The 21,417-nt window shown below is 69.3% G+C and carries 20 protein-coding genes; 7 read left to right on the top strand and 13 right to left on the bottom strand.

The window, feature by feature from the left end:
- Positions 1-69 precede the first annotated feature (69 nt).
- Positions 70-351, bottom strand: coding sequence for a hypothetical protein (locus MJ605_RS17795; RefSeq protein ID WP_243042884.1), 282 nt, complete (start codon positions 349-351; stop codon positions 70-72).
- Positions 352-649: 298 nt separating this feature from the next.
- Here MJ605_RS17795 and MJ605_RS17800 point away from each other — a divergent pair, with 298 nt between their 5' ends.
- Entirely contained in the window at positions 650-1,384 is a 735-nt protein-coding gene (locus MJ605_RS17800) for a MarC family protein (RefSeq protein ID WP_243042885.1), read from the top strand.
- 9 nt (positions 1,385-1,393) lie between these two features.
- Here MJ605_RS17800 and MJ605_RS17805 read toward each other — a convergent pair whose 3' ends face one another.
- Both MJ605_RS17805 and MJ605_RS17810 read right to left on the bottom strand, forming a co-directional pair.
- Positions 1,394-2,140, bottom strand: coding sequence for a pteridine reductase (locus MJ605_RS17805; RefSeq protein ID WP_243042886.1), 747 nt, complete (start codon positions 2,138-2,140; stop codon positions 1,394-1,396).
- A gap of 58 nt (positions 2,141-2,198) precedes the next feature.
- Positions 2,199-2,825: an EcsC family protein gene (locus tag MJ605_RS17810; RefSeq protein WP_243042887.1), complete on the bottom strand. Its 627-nt coding sequence runs from the start codon at positions 2,823-2,825 to the stop codon at positions 2,199-2,201.
- Positions 2,826-3,009: 184 nt separating this feature from the next.
- Here MJ605_RS17810 and MJ605_RS17815 point away from each other — a divergent pair, with 184 nt between their 5' ends.
- Positions 3,010-5,187, top strand: a complete 2,178-nt coding sequence (locus MJ605_RS17815) for a TonB-dependent receptor (protein ID WP_243042888.1) — start codon at positions 3,010-3,012, stop codon at positions 5,185-5,187.
- Positions 5,188-5,282: 95 nt separating this feature from the next.
- The gene (locus tag MJ605_RS17820) at positions 5,283-6,476 is read left to right on the top strand and encodes a class I SAM-dependent methyltransferase (RefSeq protein ID WP_243042889.1); all 1,194 of its coding nucleotides are present in this window, start codon (positions 5,283-5,285) and stop codon (positions 6,474-6,476) included.
- 151 nt (positions 6,477-6,627) lie between these two features.
- Here MJ605_RS17820 and MJ605_RS17825 read toward each other — a convergent pair whose 3' ends face one another.
- The 4 genes from MJ605_RS17825 to MJ605_RS17840 form a co-directional block, all read right to left on the bottom strand.
- Positions 6,628-8,658: an LTA synthase family protein gene (locus MJ605_RS17825; RefSeq protein WP_425601028.1), complete on the bottom strand. Its 2,031-nt coding sequence runs from the start codon at positions 8,656-8,658 to the stop codon at positions 6,628-6,630.
- Positions 8,659-8,783: 125 nt separating this feature from the next.
- Positions 8,784-10,010 (bottom strand): multifunctional CCA addition/repair protein, encoded by a 1,227-nt coding sequence (locus MJ605_RS17830; protein WP_243042891.1) that lies wholly within the window; start codon positions 10,008-10,010, stop codon positions 8,784-8,786.
- A gap of 73 nt (positions 10,011-10,083) precedes the next feature.
- Positions 10,084-11,028: a complex I NDUFA9 subunit family protein gene (locus tag MJ605_RS17835; RefSeq protein WP_243042892.1), complete on the bottom strand. Its 945-nt coding sequence runs from the start codon at positions 11,026-11,028 to the stop codon at positions 10,084-10,086.
- 14 nt (positions 11,029-11,042) lie between these two features.
- Positions 11,043-13,121: a transglycosylase SLT domain-containing protein gene (locus MJ605_RS17840; protein WP_243042893.1), complete on the bottom strand. Its 2,079-nt coding sequence runs from the start codon at positions 13,119-13,121 to the stop codon at positions 11,043-11,045.
- Positions 13,122-13,327: 206 nt separating this feature from the next.
- Here MJ605_RS17840 and MJ605_RS17845 point away from each other — a divergent pair, with 206 nt between their 5' ends.
- Complete coding sequence (locus MJ605_RS17845) at positions 13,328-14,941, top strand: glycoside hydrolase family 17 protein (RefSeq protein ID WP_243042894.1); 1,614 nt, start codon at positions 13,328-13,330, stop codon at positions 14,939-14,941.
- On the opposite strand, the gene MJ605_RS17850 is transcribed toward MJ605_RS17845, so the two are convergent.
- From MJ605_RS17850 to MJ605_RS17870, 5 genes are all read right to left on the bottom strand, one after another.
- A complete protein-coding gene (locus tag MJ605_RS17850; protein ID WP_243042895.1) occupies positions 14,846-15,274 on the bottom strand; it encodes a hypothetical protein in 429 nt (142 codons plus the stop codon). The genes MJ605_RS17845 and MJ605_RS17850 overlap by 96 nt on opposite strands.
- Positions 15,271-16,080, bottom strand: coding sequence for an endonuclease/exonuclease/phosphatase family protein (locus tag MJ605_RS17855; protein WP_243042896.1), 810 nt, complete (start codon positions 16,078-16,080; stop codon positions 15,271-15,273). Before MJ605_RS17855 ends, MJ605_RS17850 begins: the two co-directional genes overlap by 4 nt.
- Before the next feature lie 110 nt (positions 16,081-16,190).
- The gene (locus MJ605_RS17860; protein ID WP_243042897.1) at positions 16,191-16,844 is read right to left on the bottom strand and encodes a thiol:disulfide interchange protein DsbA/DsbL; all 654 of its coding nucleotides are present in this window, start codon (positions 16,842-16,844) and stop codon (positions 16,191-16,193) included.
- A 44-nt stretch (positions 16,845-16,888) separates the two neighbouring features.
- Entirely contained in the window at positions 16,889-17,758 is an 870-nt protein-coding gene (locus MJ605_RS17865) for a thiol:disulfide interchange protein DsbA/DsbL (RefSeq protein ID WP_243042898.1), read from the bottom strand.
- Positions 17,759-17,829: 71 nt separating this feature from the next.
- A complete protein-coding gene (locus MJ605_RS17870) occupies positions 17,830-18,564 on the bottom strand; it encodes a c-type cytochrome (RefSeq protein ID WP_243042899.1) in 735 nt (244 codons plus the stop codon).
- A gap of 110 nt (positions 18,565-18,674) precedes the next feature.
- Between MJ605_RS17870 and yihA the strand changes: the two genes are divergently transcribed.
- Positions 18,675-19,310, top strand: coding sequence for a ribosome biogenesis GTP-binding protein YihA/YsxC (gene yihA / locus MJ605_RS17875; RefSeq protein ID WP_243042900.1), 636 nt, complete (start codon positions 18,675-18,677; stop codon positions 19,308-19,310).
- A 57-nt stretch (positions 19,311-19,367) separates the two neighbouring features.
- Here the strand turns inward: yihA and MJ605_RS17880 are convergent, their stop codons facing one another.
- Positions 19,368-19,859, bottom strand: a complete 492-nt coding sequence (locus MJ605_RS17880) for a GAF domain-containing protein (RefSeq protein ID WP_243042901.1) — start codon at positions 19,857-19,859, stop codon at positions 19,368-19,370.
- 71 nt (positions 19,860-19,930) lie between these two features.
- Here MJ605_RS17880 and bioD point away from each other — a divergent pair, with 71 nt between their 5' ends.
- Together bioD and MJ605_RS17890 are read left to right on the top strand one after the other, a co-directional pair.
- Positions 19,931-20,602 (top strand): dethiobiotin synthase, encoded by a 672-nt coding sequence (gene bioD, locus MJ605_RS17885; protein ID WP_243042902.1) that lies wholly within the window; start codon positions 19,931-19,933, stop codon positions 20,600-20,602.
- A gap of 96 nt (positions 20,603-20,698) precedes the next feature.
- Positions 20,699-21,049, top strand: a complete 351-nt coding sequence (locus MJ605_RS17890) for a hypothetical protein (RefSeq protein WP_243042903.1) — start codon at positions 20,699-20,701, stop codon at positions 21,047-21,049.
- The last annotated feature ends 368 nt before the right edge of the window (positions 21,050-21,417 follow it).

Below are 21,417 nucleotides of genomic sequence, written 5' to 3' on the forward strand. Positions count from 1 at the left end.
TGGCGGAAACAAGAAGGCCCGGCACATGGCGCCATGTGCCGGGCCTGCCGTGGTCACCTCTCGTCGTTGTCAGCGACCGTGCTCGTTGGAGACGTCGGCGGCCAGGCGAAGCTCCTCGTCGGCCTGGGCCAGCAATGCCTTGGCGCGGCCGGCGTGTCCGCCCAACTGGTAGTCGTTGTCGATCTGGGCATCGCTCACGAGTTGCCAGGCTTGCGCGATGTGTTCCTGCGCATCGCGCAGGTTGCCGTGGCGGTAGCCGATGTCGACGCGGGGAGCCTGCTGGGCCATGGTGGCGCAGCCAAAAGTGCTGGCGGCGCCGATGATGATGCCGATGAACAGGGCTTTCTTCATGGTAACGAGCCTCATGGAATGGTGATAAGGAAAATGCGTGATGGCATGAACCTGGCAGCGAGAGGCCAATGGCCAAGGCGGATGACGCCGCGTCGACAGCCAGTGATCGCATGCTAGGCATCGGCGCGCCGGCAGGTTTTCGCGGAGGCACACGCTTTTGCCGATTCACACGGCGGCCGGTCGGAGAGGCAAGGCCCGGCGTGGCGTTGCACGGATGCGGCGGCCGCGCATGCATGCCTCCGGCGCGCCTCGCCGGATGGCGCGGAAAGCAGCCTGCCGTTCGTTTTGGAAAGGCCACGTGGCAACCCGAAAGCCGCGGCGTGGGAAGAAGCCACCATGCACGCAGTCCGATACGGGTGCCATCGCCATGCTGCAGGAATTGCTCAAGACCACGCTGCTCATCGTCGCCAGCCTGTTCCCCATCATCAATCCGCCGGCGGTGGGCTTCCTCGTGCTAAGCATGGTGCCGCACGCCCGCGAGGCGGAGCGTGCCGAACTGGCACGGCGCATCACCGTGAACAGCGTGGTGCTGCTGTCGCTGTCGCTGCTGCTGGGCGCCTACGTGCTGGCCTTCTTCGGCATTTCGGTGCCCGTGCTGCGCGTGGCCGGCGGCTTCATCGTCGCCATGGCGGGCTGGAAGCTGTTGCAGTCGCCGGACGAGGCCAAGTCGCCGGAGGGCGCCGAGGAGAGCCTTGGCGCGGGCGTGCTGCGCCTGCGCGCCTTCTATCCGCTGACCTTGCCGATGACGGTGGGGCCGGGCGCCATCGCCGTCGCCATCGCGCTGGGCACCAGCTCGCCCAAGACCGGTCCGTTTCCCGTGCATGTGGCGGGCATCGCGGCGGCGTTGCTGGTGCTCAGCGCTTGCATCTACCTGTGTGTGCGGTTCGCCTGCCGGGTCGAGCGCCTGCTCGGCGACGTCGGTACCCGGGTGGTGATGCGCCTGTTCGCGTTCATGATCTTCTGCATCGGCGTGCAGATCCTGTGGAACGGCGTCACCGGGCTGTTGGAACCCGCGCGCTTGGCGCTGTCTTAGTCCAGGCTTTTACACCGACAGCGTCCTGCCGCCATCGACACGGATGATCTGCCCGGTCACGAACGGCGCGTCGCGCAGCAGCCACAACACAGCGCCGGCCACATCCTCGGGCGAGCCGGCGCGTTGCAGTGGGGTGCGGGCCAGCATGGCCTGCTGGTCGTCGTAGGGCTTGCCCTCGCTGGGCCACATCACCGCGCCGGGGGCCACCGCGTTGACGCGTACGTCCGGTCCCAGGTCGAGCGCGAGCGACCGCGTCATGGCGGCCAGCGCGGCCTTGGCCATGCAGTAGAGCGGATGGTCGGCGAGCGGCCGCTCCGCGTAGATGTCCACCAGGTTGACGATGGCGCCGCGCGCCTCGCGCAGCGCGGGCGTGGCGGCCTGGGCGAGGAAGAACGGTGCCTGCGCGTTGGAGGCGAACAACTCGTTCCATTGCGCCGGCGTGGCGGTGCCCACCGGCGTGGGATAGAACGCCGAGGCGTTGTTGACCAGCGCATCCAGGCGTCCGAACCGGCCAAGAACGCCCCGCACCAGCGCGGGCAGGGTGTCCGTGTCGGCCAGTTCGGCCTGCGCGGTCCAGGTGCTGCCGTGGCGTTGCCGTTCCAGCGAGGCGGCGAGCAGCCCGGCTTCCGCGGCGGAATGGCGATGGTGCAGGGCCAGGTCGTAGCCGGCGGCGTGCAGCGTGCGCGCGATCACCGCGCCCACGCGCTTGCCCGCGCCGGTGATGAGGACGACGGGGCGCTCGTGGCGTGGACTCATGCGCGGGCTCCTGCGTGACGCGACTGGAACGCGAGCTTGCCGCAAAGCGCTGGCAACGTCATCCGGCGGTCGCCGCGGTATCGCCTTCCGCCGTTTCGATGGCGCCGCTGAACATCGCGATGGCGGTGCGCGCGACCTGCCGGGTGTCGTAGTACGCGTAGGTGCCCACGCCCACCGCGCCCGCCACCGGCAGCCAGCGCGCGAGGCCGTTGCCCACCGCGCGCTGGGTCACCTTGATCCCCACCGTCTTGGCGATGCGCTCGGCCACCGTGTAGGTGATGCGACGGAACAGCAGGCGGTCGCCCACGCGAACCACCAGGTCGCGGAAGGCCTGCGCGGCGGTATGCCGGAACAGGCACCACAGCATCTGCTCTCGTCCCAGTACGGAATGCTTGCCGTAGGCGGCGGCGATGTCGCTGACCATCTGCGCCTGGATCTTCCAGATGGCGATCAACTCGGGCAGCACGGTGAGCCAGCCCAGCGGGCCGGGCGGCAGGGCCAGCGAACCGGCGGTCAGCGCCGCACGCTGGGCGGCCCGGGCCGCCAGGCGCTGCGCCTCGCGTTCCGGCTCCGGGCTGCCCTCAACGCGGCTGCCAGGAATCTCGCTGACGAAATCCAGGATGGCCTGGGTCACGCGGCTGTGGTCGGTAATCACCGCCGGAAGCTGGGAGGCGGGCTTGGACATAGCGGTCGGCTCGGCGGACGTCGGGTTCACAGTCTAGGCGCGGCGGGTGAAACCCGGCTGACCTGCCGCTGGCGCCTCGCTTAACGACTGGACATGACTTTTGGGGCAGGCGTTCCGTCGGCCCGGTTGGGTATGTTATAACGTATCGAAAACAACAATCTCACCGCCCCATTCCGGAACCCTGATGAAACATTCCTTGCTTGCCTTGAGCCTTGCCGTTGCCCTGGGAACCGTCCCGGCGGCGTTCGCCCAGACCAGCCCGACTGCGGATACCGGCGCCGATTCGGCCACCAGCGCGTCGGAGGGGGCCTCCCGCAACAAGCCCGCCAAGGTGAAGCAGCTCGGCGCGGTGGACGTGAACGCCGCGCTCGACCAGGCGCGCAACTCGCTGTCGCCGGATACCGGCTCCAGCCAGTACGTGATCGACCAGAAGGCGATCCAGCAGTTGCCGCTGGGCGATTCGACTCCGCTCAACCAGGTGGTGCTGCAGGCGCCCGGCGTGGTGCAGGATTCCTACGGCGGCCTGCATGTGCGCGGCGACCACGCCAACCTGCAATACCGCATCAACGGCGTGATCATCCCCGAGTCGATCTCCGGTTTCGGCCAGACGCTGGACGCGCGCACCATCCAGAGCGTGAAGGTGCTCGACGGCGCACTGCCGGCGCAGTACGGCCTGCGCACCGCCGCGGTAGTGGACATCGACACCAAGAGCGGCCATGACCTTGGCAATGGCGGCAGCGTCGGCATCACCGGCGGCTCGTTCGGCACACTCAACCCGAACGCCTCGCTGTGGGGCAGCAACGACCGCTGGAGCTGGTTCGTCACCGCCAACTACCTGGAGAACGATGTCGGCATCGAGAACCCGACGGCCAGCCGCAAGCCCATCCACGACCACACCAACCAGGTGAAGGGCTTCGGCGACATCTCCTACCTGATCAACGACAACACGCGCCTGAGCTTCATGTTCGGCGTCACCAACAATCGCTTCCAGATTCCCAACAACCCGGACCAGGAGCCGCAGTTCGGCTATCTGGACACGGTGGATTTCAACTCGGCCAAGCTCAACGAGAACCAGCGCGAGACCACACGCTTCGGCGTGCTGTCGCTGCAGGGCAAGCTGGGCGACACCGCCTACCAGGTGTCGGCGGGCCAGCGCTACAGTCACGTGGGCTTCACGCCGGACGACATCGGCGACCTGATGTTCAACGGCGTGGCCTCCACCATCAACCGCACCAACCGCGCCAATACGCTGCAGGCGGACTTCTCCACCCCGCTGGGCGACAGCCACACCCTGCGCTACGGCGTCTACGGCGAGTTCGAGCGCGGCAACATCAGCGACAACTCGCTGGTGTTCCCGGCCAATCCCGACGGCTCGCAGGCCAGCACCACGCCGATCGGCATCTATGACGCCACCAAGCTGCTCGCCCGCACCTGGTCCGCCTACCTGCAGGACGAGTGGAGCATTGGCGAGAAGTGGACGGTCAACTACGGCCTGCGCGGCGACCGCTACGAGCTGTTCCGCACCGAGAGCCAGCTGAGCCCGCGCGTGGGCCTGGTGTACCAGGCCACCGACAGCACCACCGTCCACGCCGGCTACTCGCGCTACTTCACGCCGCCGGCCACCGAGGTGATCGACGACAGCAACATCGCGCGCTTCAACGGCACCACCAACGCGCTGCCCAGCGGCGGCAACAACCTGCCGCTGTCCGAGCGCTCGGACTACTACGACCTGGGCATCCAGCAGCAGTTCGGCTCATCCCTGACGCTGGGCCTGGACGCGTACTACCGCAAGGTGAGCCGCCTGCAGGACGAGGGGCAGTTCGGCGCGGCGCTGATCTACTCCAACTTCAACTACGACTACGGCCGCATCCGTGGCGCGGAATTCACCGCCAACTACGACAACGGCCCCGTCTCGGCGTATTTCAACCTGGCGTACAACCGCGCCATGGGCAAGCGCGTGATCACCGGCCAGTACAACTTCGATCCGGACGAGCTGGCCTACATCTACGACAACTGGATCCACCTGGACCACGACCAGAAGATGACCTCGTCGGGCGGCGTCACCTACGCCTTCACCGAGGCCACCCGTGTCGGCGCCGACTACGTCTTCGGCAGTGGCCTGCGCAAGGACGGCGACGTGCCCAACGGCCTGTCGCTGCCGTACTACTTCCAGCTCAACCTCAACGTGGCGCACGACTTCGACATCGGCGGCTTCGGCAAGCTCAAGACGCAGCTGGCGCTGATCAACGCGCTGGACCGCACCTATGAGTTGCGCGACGGCACCGGCGTGGGCGTGGGCGCGCCGCAGTTCGGTCCGCGCCGCGGCGTCTACCTGAGCCTGCAGAAGGATTTCAGCTTCTAAGCCTGCTGGGCCCTATGTCCGCCGCAGCCCTTGCCTCCCCGGGGCTGCGGCAGGGCATGGGTTATCCTTGGCGCGTTCCTTTGCAGGTGACGCGCATGTCTTTCCAGTTCCCCGAGCCCGGCGCCGACGAGCGCGCCCATTCCGACCGCTTGCTTGCCCGGCTGCGCGAGGAAATCGCCGCGCATGGCGCCATGCCGTTTTCCCAGTACATGGAGCGTTGCCTGTATGCGCCCGGCCTGGGCTACTACAGCGCGGGCACGACCAAGTTCGGCGAAGCCGGCGATTTCGTCACCGCGCCCGAGCTAGGCGAATTGTTCGCGCGCTGTGTGGCGGGCGTGACCTATCCCGTCCTGCAGATGCTCGGCGAAGAAGCCGATTTCCTTGAGCTGGGCGGCGGCAGCGGCGCCTTCGCCGAGGCGGCGCTGAAGGCGTTCACCGCCAACGGCGCGTTGCCGCGCCGCTATGCCATCCTGGAACCCAGTGCGGACCTGCGCGAGCGCCAGCGCGAACGCCTGGCCGCCGCCTTGCCCGCCGCCGCATTCGCCCGCGTGCAATGGTTGGACCGGCCGCCCGAGGCCGATTGGCGCGGCGTACTGTTCGCCAACGAAGTGATCGACGCGCTGCCGACCACGCGCTTCGCCATGCGCGAGGGCGAGGTCTACGAGGAATACGTGGCGCTGGACGGCGAAGGGCGCCTGACGCGCGTGGACCGTCCCGCCGACATGCTGGTCGCGGGCGCGGTGCGCCATGTGGAGCGCGATATCGATGCCGCCTTCCCCGACGGCTACCGCTCGGAGATCCTGCCGCAGCTGCCGTACTGGATGCAGGCCATCGCCGGTTCGCTGGTGGCCGGCGTGATGCTGTTCATCGACTACGGCTACGTGCGCCGCGAGTACTACCTGCCCGAGCGCAGCGACGGCACGCTGATGGCGCACTACCGCCACCGCGCGCACAACGATCCGCTACATCTGCCGGGCCTCAACGATCTGACCGCCTCGGTCGATTTCACCGCGCTGGCCGAGGCAGGCAACAGTGCCGGCTTCGGCGTGGCGGGCTACCTGTCGCAGGCGCAGTTCCTGATCGGCAGCGGCCTGCAGGAAGCGTTCGGCGCGGCGTACGAAGGCGCACCCGACGAGGCGGCGCGCTACCGCCTGGCGCAGGAGGTCAAGCGCCTGACCCTGCCGGACCAGATGGGCGAGCGCTTCCAGGCGATGCTGTTCGCGCGCGGCATGGAGGTGGTGCCGCTGCCGGCCGAGTTGCTGGAGGCCGACCAGGGCGACCGGCTCTGAGAGCTCGCAGCAGGAAGCACCCTTCTCCAACCCTCCCCTGCGAGCAGTGGAGAGAGCAAGCGCGGCACGCTGTTGACTCCTCCCCCTGCGCGCAGGGGGAGGGATGGGTAGCCGCCCAGCCATGCCGGCGTGGCAATGGGCCGTTGCCGGATCAGTGTGGGGCTGGTGCGTCCGGCGCCGCCTCGGCCGCCGGCTGTACCGGTACGTCATCCGCCGGCTTGTGCGCCAACAGGCCGTGCTTGAACAGGTAGGCGGCTGACTGGTAGTAGGCCGCCGCATCGTCCAGCAGGCCCTCGTCCATCGGCGTGATGGGCGTGGCGTCGCCGTTGATGAAGTTCGGATGCACCTGCTCCACCTTGCGCTGCGGTTCGAGGATGGACAGCACGTCGCCGTGCAGGTAGCCCAGCTTCTCGTAGGTGGCCGGGAAGGCGCGCTCGCGGCCGGGCTCGCGCTGGAACACGTCGGCGCCGAAGAAGCGGCTGCGGTAGCTGAAGTTCAGCAGGCCCAGCACGGTGGGCATGATGTCGATCTGCGACATCTGGCGCGTCACGCGCTGCGGCGGGAACTGCTTGGGCGCGTAGATCCACAGCGGGATGTGATAGCGGTGGATCGGCACGCTGGCACGGCCCGCGCTGGAGGCGCAGTGGTCGGCGGTGATCACGAACACCGTATCGTCGAAGTACGGCTTGGCCTGCGCGCGCTTGATGAAGTCGGCGATGGACCAGTCGGTATAGGCCACGGCGGCCTCGCGCGTGCCGTTCTTCTGCGGTACGCGGTTGGCCGGCACGGTGAACGGGCGATGGTTGGAGGTGGTCATGATGTGCAGGAAGAACGGCTTGCCCTGCGCATGCGCCTCGTCCATCTGCTTGAGCGCGAGAGTGTAGAGATCCTCGTCGGCCACGCCCCACACGTTCTCGTGGTGGATCGTCTCGCCCGGGCCGATATCGTTGCGGTCCACCGCGCGATAGCCGTTGTGCGAGAAGAAATAGTTCATGTTGTCGAAGTAGCCGTAGCCGCCGTAGACGAAGTCCGACTGGTAGCCGCGGTCGTTGAACACGTCGGCCACCGAAAACAGGTTCTCGTTGTTGTGCGCCTTGACGATGGAGTCGCCGGGCGTGGGCGGCACCGACAGCGACAGTGCCTCCAGGCCACGCACGGTACGCGTGCCGTTGGCGTAGAGGTTGTCGAAGAACATGCTCTGGCCGATCAGCGCATCCAGGTTGGGCGTGATGCCGCGCTTGTCGCCGAACTCTTTGAGGAAATCGGCCGAGAGGCTCTCCACGCTGATCAGCACCACGTTGAGGTGCCGCTCCGGCCCGGCATGGCGGATCTCGCGCGTGAGGTCGCGCGGGTCGTCGTTGACGTAGGTGGCCTCGGGCGTCTTCACCAGCTCGCGCAGGCGCTTGAACGCGGCGTCCTGCGGCAGGGTGCGGTAGAAGCGGGCGTAGTCGAGGTGGCTGCTGCGGAACGCGGCGAAGAACTCGTAGACGCCATTGCCGGACAGCTCGTTCACGTAGGCATTGTCGGTGCGGTCCTTGTAGGTGCCCTTGATCGCCACCGCCGTGACCACGGTGATTACCAGCCACACCAGCACCACCTTGCCTCGCTGCAGGAAGCGGCTGCCGCCATCCTGCGCCTTCAGGCCGCGGCGGCTGAGCCACACGAGCACCAGCGTGGCCAGCGCCAGCAGGCTGATCCAGGTGCCCAGCGGATAGGACTCGCGGATATTGCCGATGACCTCGGTGGTATAGACCAGGTAATCGACCGCGATGAAGTTGAAGCGCGTGCCGAACTCGCCCCAGAACACCAGTTCCGAGGCGCCCACGAACAGCAGGCCGAACAGCAGCACGGCGCCGCCGATATACAGCAGCCACTGGCCCACGCGCGACACATAGACCGGGCGCGGCACCAGCCACAGGTAGAGCAGCAGCGGCCAGGCGAGGTAGACAAAGGCGATCAGGTCGTAGGACAGGCCCACGCCGAACGCGTAAGCCCAGTACAGCGGGTTGTGCGGCACGCCGCCGCCCGCCATGGAGAGCAGGGCGATGCGGGTGACGGCACCGATCAGGACATAGCAGATGGCCAGCCACCACAATGGATGGAAGCGCTGGCGCAATGGGGAGGTCGGATGGGACGCGATCGACACGGATGGCTCCGGCTGGAAAATGTTTCGCCTCGCCATCGGGGCGGATGCAGGCGACCCGCCTTTATACACGTCAGAATCGAACGCGTGGCGTTGTAGGCAATTATGAAATCCCTACCTTAGGAGCCGCTTTCTTCCGGGAAGCTTTCAGGGGCTTCGGCCATTCAGGCGAGGGGGGCGAGGCCGGCAATGGCCGCCACGCGGGCTGCCGCCATGGCCTCGCCGATGGCAGGCCCATGCAGTCCCCTGGCCACGAAGGGCTCGGCGGTCACGGCCGCCGCCGCATCGCGGGCACGCTGCAGGTAGCCGGCCTGGGGGTAGGCATCGTCCAGGTGGCCGAGGCGGCCGCGCTTGTCGGCCTCGCAGGCGGCCAGGAACAGCGACAGCCGTTCCGGCCGGCGCAGGGCGTCCAGCGCGGTGAGCAGCCGCAGCACCGTGGCCGGCTTCAGCTCGAACGCGCGGTGGGCGTTGAGGTGCTCGCGGCACACCAGCTCGGCCAGCGCCGCATGTTCGTTGGGCACCTTCAGCCGCGCCACCAACTGTTGCAGTGGACGCACTCCCGCATGCTCATGGCCCAGATGGCGCGGCAGCACAGCAGCGGGCGTCAGCGCCTTGCCCAGGTCATGGGTGAGCGCGCAGAAGCCCACCACGTCGTTGCCCGGCGCAATGCGGGCGGCCATGTCCAGCACCATCTCCACGTGCACGCCGGTATCGACTTCCGGATGGAACTCGGCACGCTGCGGCACGCCGTACAAGGCATCCACCTCGGGAAACAGCACCGCCAGTGCCCCCGATTCGCGCAGCACGCGCAGGAAGGCCGAGGGCTGTGCCTCGCCCAGGGCGCGGCGGGTTTCCTGCCAGACGCGTTCGGGCACGAGGTGGTCGACCTCGCCCTCGCGCACCATCGCCTGCATCAGCGCCATGGTCTCCGGCGCCACGGTGAAACCCAGCGGGGCGAAGCGCGCGGCGAAGCGTGCCACGCGAAGCAGGCGCACCGGGTCCTCCACGAAGGCGGGCGACACGTGGCGCAGCAGGCGCTGTTCCAGGTCCCGCGCGCCGTGGAAGGGGTCGACCAGGCGGCCATCCTCGGTCTCGGCTATCGCATTGATGGTGAGGTCGCGGCGAGCCAGGTCCTCCTCCAGCGTTACCGAGGGATCGGCATGGAAGGCGAAGCCGTGGTAACCGTGGCCGGTCTTGCGCTCGGTTCGCGCCAGCGCGTACTCCTCGCCGGTCCGTGGATGCAGGAACACCGGAAAGTCCTTGCCTACGGGGCGGTAGCCCTGCGCTAGCAGTTCTTCCGGGTGCGCGCCGACGACGACGTGGTCATGGTCGACGACCGGCCTTCCCAGCAGCTTGTCGCGGACGGCGCCGCCGACGAGGTAGATGCGCATGGGGGGATTTTGCCATGGGCATGGGGGACTTTATTGCGGCGGACACACAGCGGCAGCGCCGCAACAACACCCTCTACCTGGCCCGCACCCGCGCCGCCGCCAACCTCCGCTGCCGCGCCGGCACGCCCAGCAACACAGGCAACCATGCGTCCAGCGCCTGCGGCACGATGCCGAGCGCGGCGTAGCCGTCCACCTTGCCCACCGAATCCGTGCGCAGGGTGCGGAAGTTGTCCAGCGAGAACGGCTTGCCCGGCAGCCATTCGGCCACTTGCGCCTGCAGGCGGCCGAGGCCGTCGGGCAGCGGCAGGATCGGCGTGCGCAGGCCAGCGGCGTCGCGGATCTGGCGCACGATCTCGCCCAGGGTCAGCACGTCGGGCCCGTACAGTTCGAAGCTGCGGCCGAGGCCAAGCGTGGTGTCGGCCACGCAACGCGCGATGGCCTCGGCCACGTCGCCGGCCCAGGTGGGCGCCAGCCGCGACGAGGCGCGCGCCAGCGGCAATGCCGGCAGTTGCTTGAGCAATTGGGCAAAGCGCGCCACCAGGCCGCCGCCGGCGCCGAACATCACGCTGGGCTGGTAGATGGTCCAGTCCAGCGAGGAATGGCGTACGTGCTGCTCGGCTTCGCCCTTGCTCTTGAGGTACTGCGACAGGCCCTGGCCGGCCTTCAGCGCGCTCATCTGGTGCAGGTGCGCCACGCCAGCCGACTGGCAGGCGGCGATCACGCGCTGGGTCAGCTCCACGTGCGCGTGGTGGAAGGTCTGGTCGCCCTGCGCGTTGAGGATGCCGACCAGGTTGATGACCGCATCGGCGCCGTCGAACTGCCGGCGCAGGGCGTTGCCGTCGTAGACGTCCACGCTGCGGATGCGCACCGAAGGCAGCACGCCAAGCGCGCGCCGCCGCTCGCGGTTGCGCGACAGCAGCAGGAGATGATGGCCATCCGCCGCCAGCCGCGGCAGCAGATGCGCGCCCACGAATCCGGTGCCGCCGAGCACGACCAGTCGCTGTGCCTTGCCTGTCACGGTGTTTCTCCCTATCAACGCGTACCGCCGGATGTGGCGGCGGGCGGCGACATGCTGCTGGCCGGCGCGGCGGTGGCCGCCCCGGCCGGCGTGGACGCCGCCACGACCGGGCAAGCCACCGGCTTGCGCTGGCCGCCGCCGTCGGCCAGGCGCAGGCCCTGCCCGATCGGCGTCATGCGCTCGGACAGTGTCATCGCGTTGCCGTGCTGGCGCCAGTCGTAAATGACCGCGAAGGACATCACCCGTGCCACGTATTCGCGCGTTTCCTTGTAGGGGATGGTGGCGACGAACAGGTCGGGTGCCAGCGAGCCGCGCGCGTCGAGCCATTGGTCGACCTTGTTGGGGCCGGCGTTGTAGGCCGCGCTGGCCAGCCAGATGGAGCCGCCGAAGCGCTCGGCCATCTGCGCCAGGTAGCGCGTGCCCAGGACGATGTTGGTGACCGGGTCGAACAGCGTGTCGCCGCCGCCCCAGGGCAGGCCGTTGCGCTTGGCCACCAGCGCGGCGGTGCCCGGCAGCAGCTGCATCAGGCCGCGCGCGTCGGCGCCGGAGCGCGCGTCGCTCATCCATGCGCTCTCCGCGCGGAGGATGGCGTAGGCCCAGGAGGGATCGATGCCCGCTTCCCGCGCCTGCGGTACCAGGCCATCCTGGCCGGCCAGCGGGAAGCGCTGCTCGTAGTAGCGCAGGGCGTCGCCGCTGTTGAAGGTGAACACCGCGCGGTCGTACCAGCCGCGCCGGTAGGCGAGATCGACCGCGAGCCTGAGTGTCGGCGCATCGGCGCCGTCCAGCGCCTGCGTCCATTCGCGGCGGGCCTGGCGGGGCAGGTCCACCGCATACAGCTCGAACGCGCGCTGCAGGCCGGGATTGGCCAGCAGTGCCTGCTCGCGCTGCGGGTCGCCGTCGAGCGTCAGCTGGCAGATGCCGTAGGGCGCGCTGGTGCGGTCGGCGGCAAGGAAGCCAAAGAAGGTCGGCTCCTGCGCCAGCCCGGCGAGGATGTGCTGGGCCTCGCCGTCGCGGCCCAGCGCGGTCAGGGCGCGGGCGCGGAACCAGCGCCATTCGCCATCCTGCTGCTGCGTGGGCGGCATCGCGTCGATGGCGGCGAGCACCGCGCTCCAGTCCTGCCGTGCCAGGGCGGCGCGCACGCGCCATTCGCGGCTGGTGTCGGTCTGCACCGAGGGCGGCAGGGCGACCAGGCGCGCGATCGCGCTGTCGTCGTAGTCGGTGGCATGGAACAGCGCCAGCGCGTACAGCACGCGGTTGCGCTGCTCGGGCGTGAAGCTGAAGCGGTCCTGCAGCTTCTGCCAGGCGATGTCGGCGGTGACCGACTGGCGCCGCGCCAGGCGCTCCAGCGCGAGCATCGCCGCCTGGCGGCCGCGCGGCGTGTCGGGCCACTGCGCGGCGGAGGTGGTCGCCGTGCCGGGATCGCGCAGGGCCGAGGCGATGCGCTGGGCGGCCGCGGCCTGGTCCGCCGGCAGCCAGCCGGCGAGGGTGTCGATGGTGCCGGGCTGGTTGGCGTCGGCGGCACGGTCGATGCGGTCCCATAGGCGCTGCGGCGTGAGCAGGCCCTGGCCATGCGCCGCGTCGAGCACCGGGTCGCAAGCGCCGGGCAGGCGCGGCTTGGTCCACAGGGCGGCGAGGTCGCGGTCGAAGTCGAGCTGGCCGCCCCGGCTCAACTGCGCCTGCAGCGCGTCGCAGGCGAGCGCATCGCCCAGGCCGGGCTGGTACATCGCCAGGAAGCCGTCCCAGTCCTGGCGGCGCGCCAGTTCCGCGAGGAAGTCGCGGCGCAGGTCGCTGGCCGGGATCAGGCCGGGATAGCGCTTGAGGTAGGCCTCGACCCGGGCGCGGTCGATCTGCTGGATGTCGTGGGTGAGCGCCGCGGCCTCCAGGTAGGGGTACAGCGGATAGCTTTCCAGTCCCGTGGCCTGTCCGCGCCAGGCGTCGCCGCCCTGCTGCTGGGCGGTGGCATAGGCCTGCCTGAAGGCCGCGCGCTGCGCATCGGTGGGCTCGGTGGCGTGGACGGCGCTGGCCAGGCACCAGCCGGCCAGCACGGTGAGCAGGCCTCGGACGAGTCGCCGCGGTGCTGCGCGAAGGGACATGGAACCAACTCCTTTGCCTAGCCTGCGCAAGCTTACTTTGCGGTGTCCGCAAGGGCGGCGCGCTGCGCAGAATTCCGCAGCATGGCCAACCGCCGCTGAGCGTGGCGTGAAACGGCGGCGTGAACGGGTCACCACGTGGCGGGGCCGGGCCGCCTGTTAGAATCCCCGCCCCACGGCGCCGCGTCCGGCGCATTCCCAGGAAGCGCATGTCGCCAACGTCTCCGTCGTCGCCCCGTATCGCGCCGCTCGCCTGGCTGATCCTCGTCGTGGCGGCCGTGGCGGGAGCGTACTGGTGGTGGCAGATCGGTCGCCCGGTGCCCTTGCCCGAGGCGCCCAGCGCGCGCATCGCCTGCGTGTCCTACGCGCCCTTCCGCAAGCCGGGCGAGACGCCGCTGGACATCCATGCCTATGTCCAGCCAGATCGCATCGACGCCGACCTGCGCGCGCTGTCGCAGCGCTTCGATTGCGTGCGCACCTATTCGCAGGGCTTCGGGCTCAGCGCGGTGCCGCAGATCGCCCAGCGCTACGGCATGAAAGTGCTGATGGGCATCTGGATCGGCCGCGACCCGGTGGCCAACGAGAACGAGATCAAGGCCGGCATCGCCATGGCCAAGGCCTATCCGGAAGTGCTGCGCGGAGTGATCGTCGGCAACGAGGTGCTACTGCGCGGCGAGCAGTCGCCCAAGGCGCTGGCCGGCTACGTGAAGGAAGTGCGCGACGGCATCCACGACACGCATGTACCGGTGACCTATGCCGACGTGTGGGAGTTCTGGCTGCACTACCCGGAGATGGCCGCCGCGGTGGACTACATCACCGTCCACATCCTGCCCTATTGGGAGGATGAGCCGGTGGAGCCGCGCGACGCCGTGCAGCACGTGGCCGAGGTGTATGCGCGCATGAAGGCGCGCTTTCCCGGCCGCGCGGTGATGATCGGCGAGACCGGCTGGCCCAGCGAGGGCAAGCAGCGGCGTGGCGCGGCGGCCAGCCTGGTCAACGAGGCGCGCTACCTGCGCGAGTTCCTGCGCTATGCCAGCAGCGTGGACATGCCCTACAACGTGATCGAGGCCTTCGACCAGCCGTGGAAGCGCGAGCAGGAAGGCACCGTGGGCGGCTACTGGGGCATCTTCGACGACCAGGCCCGGCCCAAGTTCGCCATGCAGGGCGCGGTGGTGGAAGAACCGCGCTGGGAGCTGGGCTGGTGGGCCGGCGCGGCGGGCGCGCTGCTGTTCGTGCTGGCCGGATGGTGGCGCAGCCAATGGCGCTCGCGCCGGGCGCGGCTGGCCATGGCGCTGGCTGGTTTCGTCACCGGCACCGCGCTGGCCTGGCAGTTCCGCCAGATGTGGTACGCCTGCCGCGACCATTTCGAATGGGCCGTCGCCGGCGTGCTGTGCCTGTTGGCGCTGGCCACCGCGATCGGCCTGGCCCGCCACATCGGCGCGTGGCTGGCGGGACGTCCGGTGAAATCCTCGCCCGGACACGGGCCGCGCTTCGCCTGGTTGTTCGTGCTGGCCTACTACGGCCTGCTGCTGGCCTTCGACGGGCGCTACCGCGATTTCCCGCTGGGACTGTTCTGGCTGCCGGCGATGGGGTATTTCCTCGCCGCCCTGCTGGATCGCCCGGAGGCGTGGACGCCTTCGGTGGAGGAGCGCCTGATCGGCGTGGCGCTGCCGCTGCTCGCCGCCGTCACGGTGGCGCAGGACATCGGCCAGAATCCGGCCAGTTGGCTATGGCTGGGCGTGAACCTGATGCTGGTCGGGGCCGTGTTCGTCGCGTGGCGGCGCAGCGCCAAGGCGCGCCAGACGCAGGCAGCCCACCAGTAGCGCCAGCGCCCCTGGCTCGAAGCAATACAGCAGCACCGCCACCGCGCCGGTGGCGGCGGCGAGCCAGGCGGTGAACAGGTTCGCGCGCCACAGCGCCAGCACGGTGGCGGCCAGCGCGGTCCAGCCGTAGACGCCGATCCGGAAGCTGCCGACGTTGCCGGTGATGAAGCCGAGCACGGTGACATGGCGCAGGTCGCAGGCCAGCGTCTTGCTGGCGTCGCACACGCGCGCCACGTCGGCCGATTCCACCAGGCCATAGCGCAGCAGGGCGGCCACGATGCCGATGCCGAGCACCAGCAGCCAGAGCAGGACGAGGAGGAGGATTCGCTTCATCGGCGCAGTCGGTGGGGGCGGGGGGCCACGTGGCCGGGCAGCCGGATCTCGGCGGCCAGCGGCAGGTGGTCGGAGAAAGCCTGCGGCAACGCCCACATCTTGTCGACCTGGATCGCCTCGGAGGTCAGGATGTGGTCCAGCGCCCGTCGCGGCCTCCAGCTGGGGAAGGTCGGCGTGGCCTGCGCCGGCGGCACCAGGCTGCACCTGGCGAACAGGTGCTTCATCTCGGCGCTGTGCGCGTCGGTGTTGAGGTCGCCCATCAGCACCGCATGGGTATAGTCCTGCAGCACCTCGGCGATCAGGCCCAGCTGCCTGGCGCGTGCGGGCGCGCTCAGCGAGAGGTGGGCGATCATCACCGCCAGCGCGTCCCTGCCCTCGCCGAAGCGGGCCAGCAGGGCGCCGCGGCCGCGGATGCGGCTGGGCAGCGGATAGTCCAGCACGCTGGAGGGCTCCAGGCGGCTGATCAGGCCGTTGGCGGTGTGCGCCAGGCGGGCCATCTGCCGGTTGGGCTGGTGGCTCCAGAACGGCATGCCCGCCGCCTCGGCCAGGTAGCGGGTCTGGTTGAGGAAGCCCGAGCGCAGGCTGCCCGCGTCGACCTCCTGCAGGCCGATCACGTCGAACTGGGGCAGCACCTCGGCCAGGCGGTCCAGGTTGTCCAGCTTGCTGCGGCCCGGCAGCACCGCGTTGAGGCTGCGGGTGACGTATTCGCTGTAGCGCTGCACGCTGGCGCCGGCCAGGATGTTGCAGCTCAGCAGGCGCAGGCGGCGCTCGGGGGCTGCGGGGGGCGGGGTGTCGGCGCGGTTCATCGGGCGGGCAGGGTAGCGGCAAACGGGTGGCCGCCGCCATCGCGGCGACGGCCCTGGCCTGCAAGGATGCCCGTCGGCTTGTGAACGCGGGGACAGTTTCCGGGGCGGGCCTACTTGCCGCCGGCCAGCTCGCGCTTGGCCAGCCACTGGGTCAGGGCGGACAGCTGGTCCAGGGTCTTGATGCTGGCGCTGCGGTACTTGCCGTCCACCACGATGGTCGGGGTGCCGTCCACCTGCCACTGCTGCACCAGCGCGGCGTCCTTGCGGATCTGCGCGGTCACCTCGTCGGAGGTGGCGATGCGCATGAAGTCGTCGCGCTTCACGCCGTGGCTGGCATAGAAGTCGGCCAGCTCGTCCAGCGTGGAGATCGGGTAATGATCGGCGAACTTGGCCTGGAACAGCGCCAGGTGGGTCTGCTCCAGCACGCCCAGCTTCTTGGCGGCGTAGTAGGCGCGGGCGTAGGGCACCCACTCGTCGTTGAACGCGGCGGGCACCAGCTTGAACACCACGCCGGCCGGCAGCTGCTTGCGCATCTGCTCGGCGATCGGCGCGAAGTGGGCGCAATGGATGCAGCCGTAGGAGAACACCTCGACCACTTCCACCTTGCCGTCGCTGTCGTAGCGATGCGGCTGGCCGGGGATGGCGACGTATTCGGTGCCCTCGGTGTACGGCGCCGGGTCGTTGGAGGAGGCCGTGCAGGCGGTGGCGAGCAGCAGGCCGGCGAGCAGGGTCACGGCGCGGAGGCGGGCGAAACGCTTGAACATGGAGCTCTCTCTTCGCTGGGTCGGGGGATGGGAAGCGGTGCGGCCTACTTGCCGGCCGCCTCCTTGGACACCAGCCACTTGGCGAGTTCAATCACCTTCTCGTAGTCGCCGGCCGAGCGCGGGGTGAAGCGGTACTTGCCGTCGATCACCAGGGTCGGCGTCTCCTCCACGCCATAGGCCTTCACCAGCTCGTCGGCGCGCTTGACCTTGGTGTTGATGGTGAAGGAGTTGGCCACCGCCACGAATTCCTTCGGATCGGCGCCGAACTTGGCGTACACCTTGGCGGCGTCGTCCAGCGTGGGCAGGGCCGAGGCCGGCTTGAGGCCACTGCCCTGCATGGCGCTCAGCTCCTGGCTCTTCCACACGGCGTCGTACATCGCGTCGTTGCCCTTGTCGGCCACGCCCAGGGCCAGCGCGGTGAGGTAGGCGCGCTGCAGCATCGGCCAGTTCTCCTGCGGCATGAACGAAGCCGGCAGATAGGCCACCACGGCATCGGCCGGCAGTTCCTGCACCAGCTTGTTCATGGAGGGATGGAACTGGTTGCAGGCTGGGCAGCCATAGGAGAACACCTCGACCACTTCGATCTTGTCGGTGTTGGTGAGCTTGGGCTGGGCCGGCTCGATGCGGAAGTAATGCTTGCCTTCCACCCACTTGCCATCGTCCACGAACGGCGCGGCCGGTGCCGGGGCGGGCGCGGCCGGTGCCTGGGCCGTGGTGCCCGCGCTGGCCGGGGTGCTGCTGGCGTCGGCCGGCGCGGCGGCGTTCGGGGCGGCGGGCGCCGACGTGGCGGGAGCGGTGGCGGCCGGGACGGGCGCGGGTGCCTGCGGTTGGGCCGTGCCGGCGTTGTCGTTGTTGTTGCTGCAGGCCGCGAGGGCGAGCAGGACGACGCACAGGGACGACAAACGCTTCAGCATGGTGGAACCTCGGTACGGGATGGTCTGGCTTGGAACGGACACGCCGGCCAGGGGCCGGCGTGTCGGGGCGATTACTTGGCGGCGGCGCCCGAAGCGCCTGATGCGCCGCCGGTCGCGTGCAGGCCTTCAATGTAGCTGGCCACGGCGGCGATGTCTTTCTCGTCGAGCTTCTTGGCGATGGCCGGCATGATCTGCGCATGGGCTTCGTCGCCCCAGGTGGTGCCGTCGTGCCAGGACTTCAGCGTGGCCTCGACGTACTGCGCATGCTGGCTGGTCAGCTGCGGGTACATGGCGCCCGGGTTGCCGCGGCCGTCGATGCCGTGGCAGGCCATGCAGGCCGGCACGCCCTTGGCGGTGTCGCCCTGGCGGTACAGCTGTTCGCCGCGCTCGACCAGCGCCTGGTCGGCCACGCCCGGCAGCGACTGCTTGCTGGAGAAATAGGCGGCGACGTCGCGCATGTCCTGCTCGGACAGCGGCGTGGCCATGCCCAGCATGATCGGGTTCTGGCGCTTGCCGCTCTTGAAGCTGGTCAGCTGGTGCACGATGTAGGACGCCTGCTGGCCGGCGAGCTTGGGATACTGCGCGTCGGTCGAATTGCCGTCCATGCCATGGCAGGCGCCGCAGACGGCGGCCTTGCCGGCCCCCGCGCTGGCATCGCCAGGCTTGTCCATGGCGGAGGCTTCGGCTGGTGGCGCGGCAGGGGCCTTGGCTTCCTGGGCGAACAGCGCGCCGGAAGACAGTGCAAAGACGAGGACTACGGCATAACGAACTACAGCAAGCCGGGAACCGGCGGGCCGAAAACTCATACACTTGTCTCCCGAAAAACTGCTAGGGCTGCACGGCTCGCGCTGGCCAGCACGTCCGCAACTGGCAGAAACTGCCGGATTATCTCTGCGCCACCCTACCCGGTCAAACCATGTCCAATCCGCTGCAGGGCGCCCAATTCGTCTTGGCCGCCCACCGAATTTCACAGCTTCCGCCCGATCATGGCGCGGAAGTGGCCTTCGCCGGACGCTCCAACGCGGGCAAGTCCAGCGCGCTCAATGCGTTGACAGGCCATCGCGGCCTGGCGCGCACCTCCAAGACGCCGGGCCGCACCCAGCAGATGGTGGTGTTTTCGCTGCCGCCGCAGGGGCGGGGCGAGGACCATTCGCCGCAGCCCACGCGGCTGGTGGACCTGCCGGGCTATGGCTACGCGAAGGTGCCGCCGGAGCTGCGCGAACACTGGAAGCAGGAGATCGATGCCTACCTGCACCATCGCCGCAGCCTGCGCGGCATCGTGCTGATCGCGGATATTCGCCATCCGCTCAAGGACTTCGACCGCATGATGCTGGCGTTCTGCTTCGCCACGGCCCTGCCTTGCCACGTGCTGCTGACCAAGGCGGACAAATTGTCGCGCAACCAATCGACGCAGGCGCTGGCGGCCCTGCGCAAGGAACTGGCGGCGGGCGGCACGCAGGCAACGGCGCAGGTGTTCTCCTCGCAGACGCCGACCGGCGTGGAGGAAGCGCGCGAGGCGGTGATGACCCTGCTCAGGACCCCGCGTGAATGATCCGCGGGACTGGGAAGCATGGCGCCCGGTTTTCGCGCCCCGCTACCCATTCCGGCCCTATGACCCCGCGCTCTCCATGAAGATCGCGCACAACGCCTCCATGCCTGCGCGGTCATCCTCGTCGAAGCGCGCGATCGAGGGGCTGTCCACGTCCCACACGCCGAACAGGCGGCCGTCGGCACGCACCAGCGGCACCACGATCTCCGATTGCGAGGCGGCGTCGCAAGCGATGTGGCCGTCGAAGGCATTGACGTCGCGCACCACCTGGGTCTGGCGCGTCTGCGCCGCAGTGCCGCAGACGCCGCGGCCGAGCGCGATGCGGATGCAGGCCGGCTTGCCCTGGAACGGACCCACTACCAGCTCGGTGCCGTCGTAGAGGTAGAAGCCGCTCCAGTTCAGGTCCGGCAGGCTATGGAAAACGAGCGCCGCGAAGTTGGCGGCATTGGCGATGACGTCCGTCTCGCCCGCCAGCAGGCCGCGCGCCTGGCTGCACAGGTCCTCGTAGTGCTCGCGCTTGCTGGCGTAGGTCTGCGTGGTTGCTTCGAACATGGTGGGAGCCCCGGCGGCAAAGGCCGTATTATGCGCCGATGCGCGGCGCGGAGACCCCTGGAGACCACGGCATGTCGACGTTCTTCATCGCGGGCACCGATACCGGCGTTGGCAAGACCCATGCGACCTGCGCGCTGCTGCATGCCTGGCGCGCCCGCGGGTTGCACGCCTGCGGCATGAAGCCGGTGGCCAGCGGCAGCGCCGAGACGGCCGAGGGGCTGCGCAACGAGGACGCGCTGGCGCTGCAGGCGGCCAGCAGCGCGCCGATGCCGTACGAGTGGATCAATCCGGTGGCGCTGCGCGAGCCGCTTTCGCCGCACCTGGCCGCCGCCCGCGAGGGCGTGGAGATCGGGCTGGCGCCCTTGCTCGACGCCTTCCAGCGCCTGCGCGACATGCACGATGCGGTGCTGGTGGAAGGCGTGGGCGGCTGGATGGTGCCGCTCTCGCGCGGCTTGCTGGCCTCGGACATCGCGCGGCAATGGCAACTGCCGGTGATCCTGGTGGTGGGGCTGCGGCTGGGTTGCCTCAGCCATGCCTTGCTGACCGCGCGCGCGATCGCCACCGATGGCTGCCGGCTGGTGGGCTGGATCGGCAACCGCATCGACCCGGACATGGCGGCCGTGGAGGAAAACCTGGCCACCCTGCGCCAATGGCTGCCGGCGCCCTGCCTCGGCGTGCTGCCGCATGGCGGCTCGCCACGGGAGGTGTCGTCGCTGCTGGACATCGCCCCGTTGTTGGCGTGAGTTTCACGTCGCACCGCACCCATTGGCGGTGCCGATGGCCCATGGTCGGCGAGACCGGTCCGGGCCTGTCCATCGACGACGCAGGAGGCCGCCGCCATGCCCATTCGCAGTCATTACTACCTTTCCATCGACGACCTCGCACGGGCCCGCGGCCCGGTGCCCGCGCTGAGCTACGATGGCGCCGGCCCGGACGACCTGGCCGCGGCGGTGCAGGCGGCCTTGCGCACGCCCGTGCTGTTCGAGCGCTGGCGGGCCATGCAGGACGAACCGGACGAGGTCGATCCCGCGCTGGCGGCGACCGACCCGTCGGCCACCGTGAGTGCCCACGTCCACGACCTGCGCATCGACGTGGACCTGGTCACCAGCCTGCCGATGAGCATCGTGCGGCACCGCCTGAACCTGCTGATCGGGCCGAGCTGGCAGCTGCGCGACATGCGCCGGGCCTAGCCCCCGCCACTATGTTTGTCTGTGGGAGCGCACCCTGTGCGCGACGGACACGGCGTGGGAATCGGGGACGGGTGGCGGGGGCGCCAAGTCCGGCCACCTAGGCCAGCCTGCATATTGCGACGGAGGCGTGGGCTTGCGCCCCCACCCCTTCTCGCCCGTCGCGCACAGGGTGCGCTCCCACAAAAAGCGGGTGCCAGTGCTTCCGGCCCTTGGCACCTGTATCCGGGTGTGGTTAGGCTCGGGGTTTGTACTGCCCACATGGGGAACCCAAGATGCTCCGCCTCCGCACGATCGTGATTGCCACTTCCATCGCGCTCGCCGCCTGCTCGCAGCAGTCGAACGAGCAGGCCCCGCCGCAGCCCGCCCCG

The organism is Dyella sedimenti (assembly GCF_022760995.1).
GTDB lineage: Bacteria > Pseudomonadota > Gammaproteobacteria > Xanthomonadales > Rhodanobacteraceae > Dyella > Dyella sedimenti.

Coding starts and splice junctions, on each gene's coding strand:
- MJ605_RS17890 (WP_243042903.1), top strand. CDS start 20,699: ATGCCCATTCGCAGTCATTACTACCTTTCCATCGACGACCTCGCACGG.
- MJ605_RS17810 (WP_243042887.1), bottom strand. CDS start 2,825: ATGTCCAAGCCCGCCTCCCAGCTTCCGGCGGTGATTACCGACCACAGC.
- MJ605_RS17865 (WP_243042898.1), bottom strand. CDS start 17,758: ATGCTGAAGCGTTTGTCGTCCCTGTGCGTCGTCCTGCTCGCCCTCGCG.
- MJ605_RS17870 (WP_243042899.1), bottom strand. CDS start 18,564: ATGAGTTTTCGGCCCGCCGGTTCCCGGCTTGCTGTAGTTCGTTATGCC.
- MJ605_RS17850 (WP_243042895.1), bottom strand. CDS start 15,274: ATGAAGCGAATCCTCCTCCTCGTCCTGCTCTGGCTGCTGGTGCTCGGC.
- MJ605_RS17815 (WP_243042888.1), top strand. CDS start 3,010: ATGAAACATTCCTTGCTTGCCTTGAGCCTTGCCGTTGCCCTGGGAACC.
- MJ605_RS17840 (WP_243042893.1), bottom strand. CDS start 13,121: ATGTCCCTTCGCGCAGCACCGCGGCGACTCGTCCGAGGCCTGCTCACC.
- MJ605_RS17860 (WP_243042897.1), bottom strand. CDS start 16,844: ATGTTCAAGCGTTTCGCCCGCCTCCGCGCCGTGACCCTGCTCGCCGGC.
- MJ605_RS17845 (WP_243042894.1), top strand. CDS start 13,328: ATGTCGCCAACGTCTCCGTCGTCGCCCCGTATCGCGCCGCTCGCCTGG.
- bioD (WP_243042902.1), top strand. CDS start 19,931: ATGTCGACGTTCTTCATCGCGGGCACCGATACCGGCGTTGGCAAGACC.
- yihA (WP_243042900.1), top strand. CDS start 18,675: ATGTCCAATCCGCTGCAGGGCGCCCAATTCGTCTTGGCCGCCCACCGA.
- MJ605_RS17795 (WP_243042884.1), bottom strand. CDS start 351: ATGAAGAAAGCCCTGTTCATCGGCATCATCATCGGCGCCGCCAGCACT.
- MJ605_RS17855 (WP_243042896.1), bottom strand. CDS start 16,080: ATGAACCGCGCCGACACCCCGCCCCCCGCAGCCCCCGAGCGCCGCCTG.
- MJ605_RS17805 (WP_243042886.1), bottom strand. CDS start 2,140: ATGAGTCCACGCCACGAGCGCCCCGTCGTCCTCATCACCGGCGCGGGC.
- MJ605_RS17825 (WP_425601028.1), bottom strand. CDS start 8,658: ATGGCGAGGCGAAACATTTTCCAGCCGGAGCCATCCGTGTCGATCGCG.
- MJ605_RS17830 (WP_243042891.1), bottom strand. CDS start 10,010: ATGCGCATCTACCTCGTCGGCGGCGCCGTCCGCGACAAGCTGCTGGGA.
- MJ605_RS17880 (WP_243042901.1), bottom strand. CDS start 19,859: ATGTTCGAAGCAACCACGCAGACCTACGCCAGCAAGCGCGAGCACTAC.
- MJ605_RS17820 (WP_243042889.1), top strand. CDS start 5,283: ATGTCTTTCCAGTTCCCCGAGCCCGGCGCCGACGAGCGCGCCCATTCC.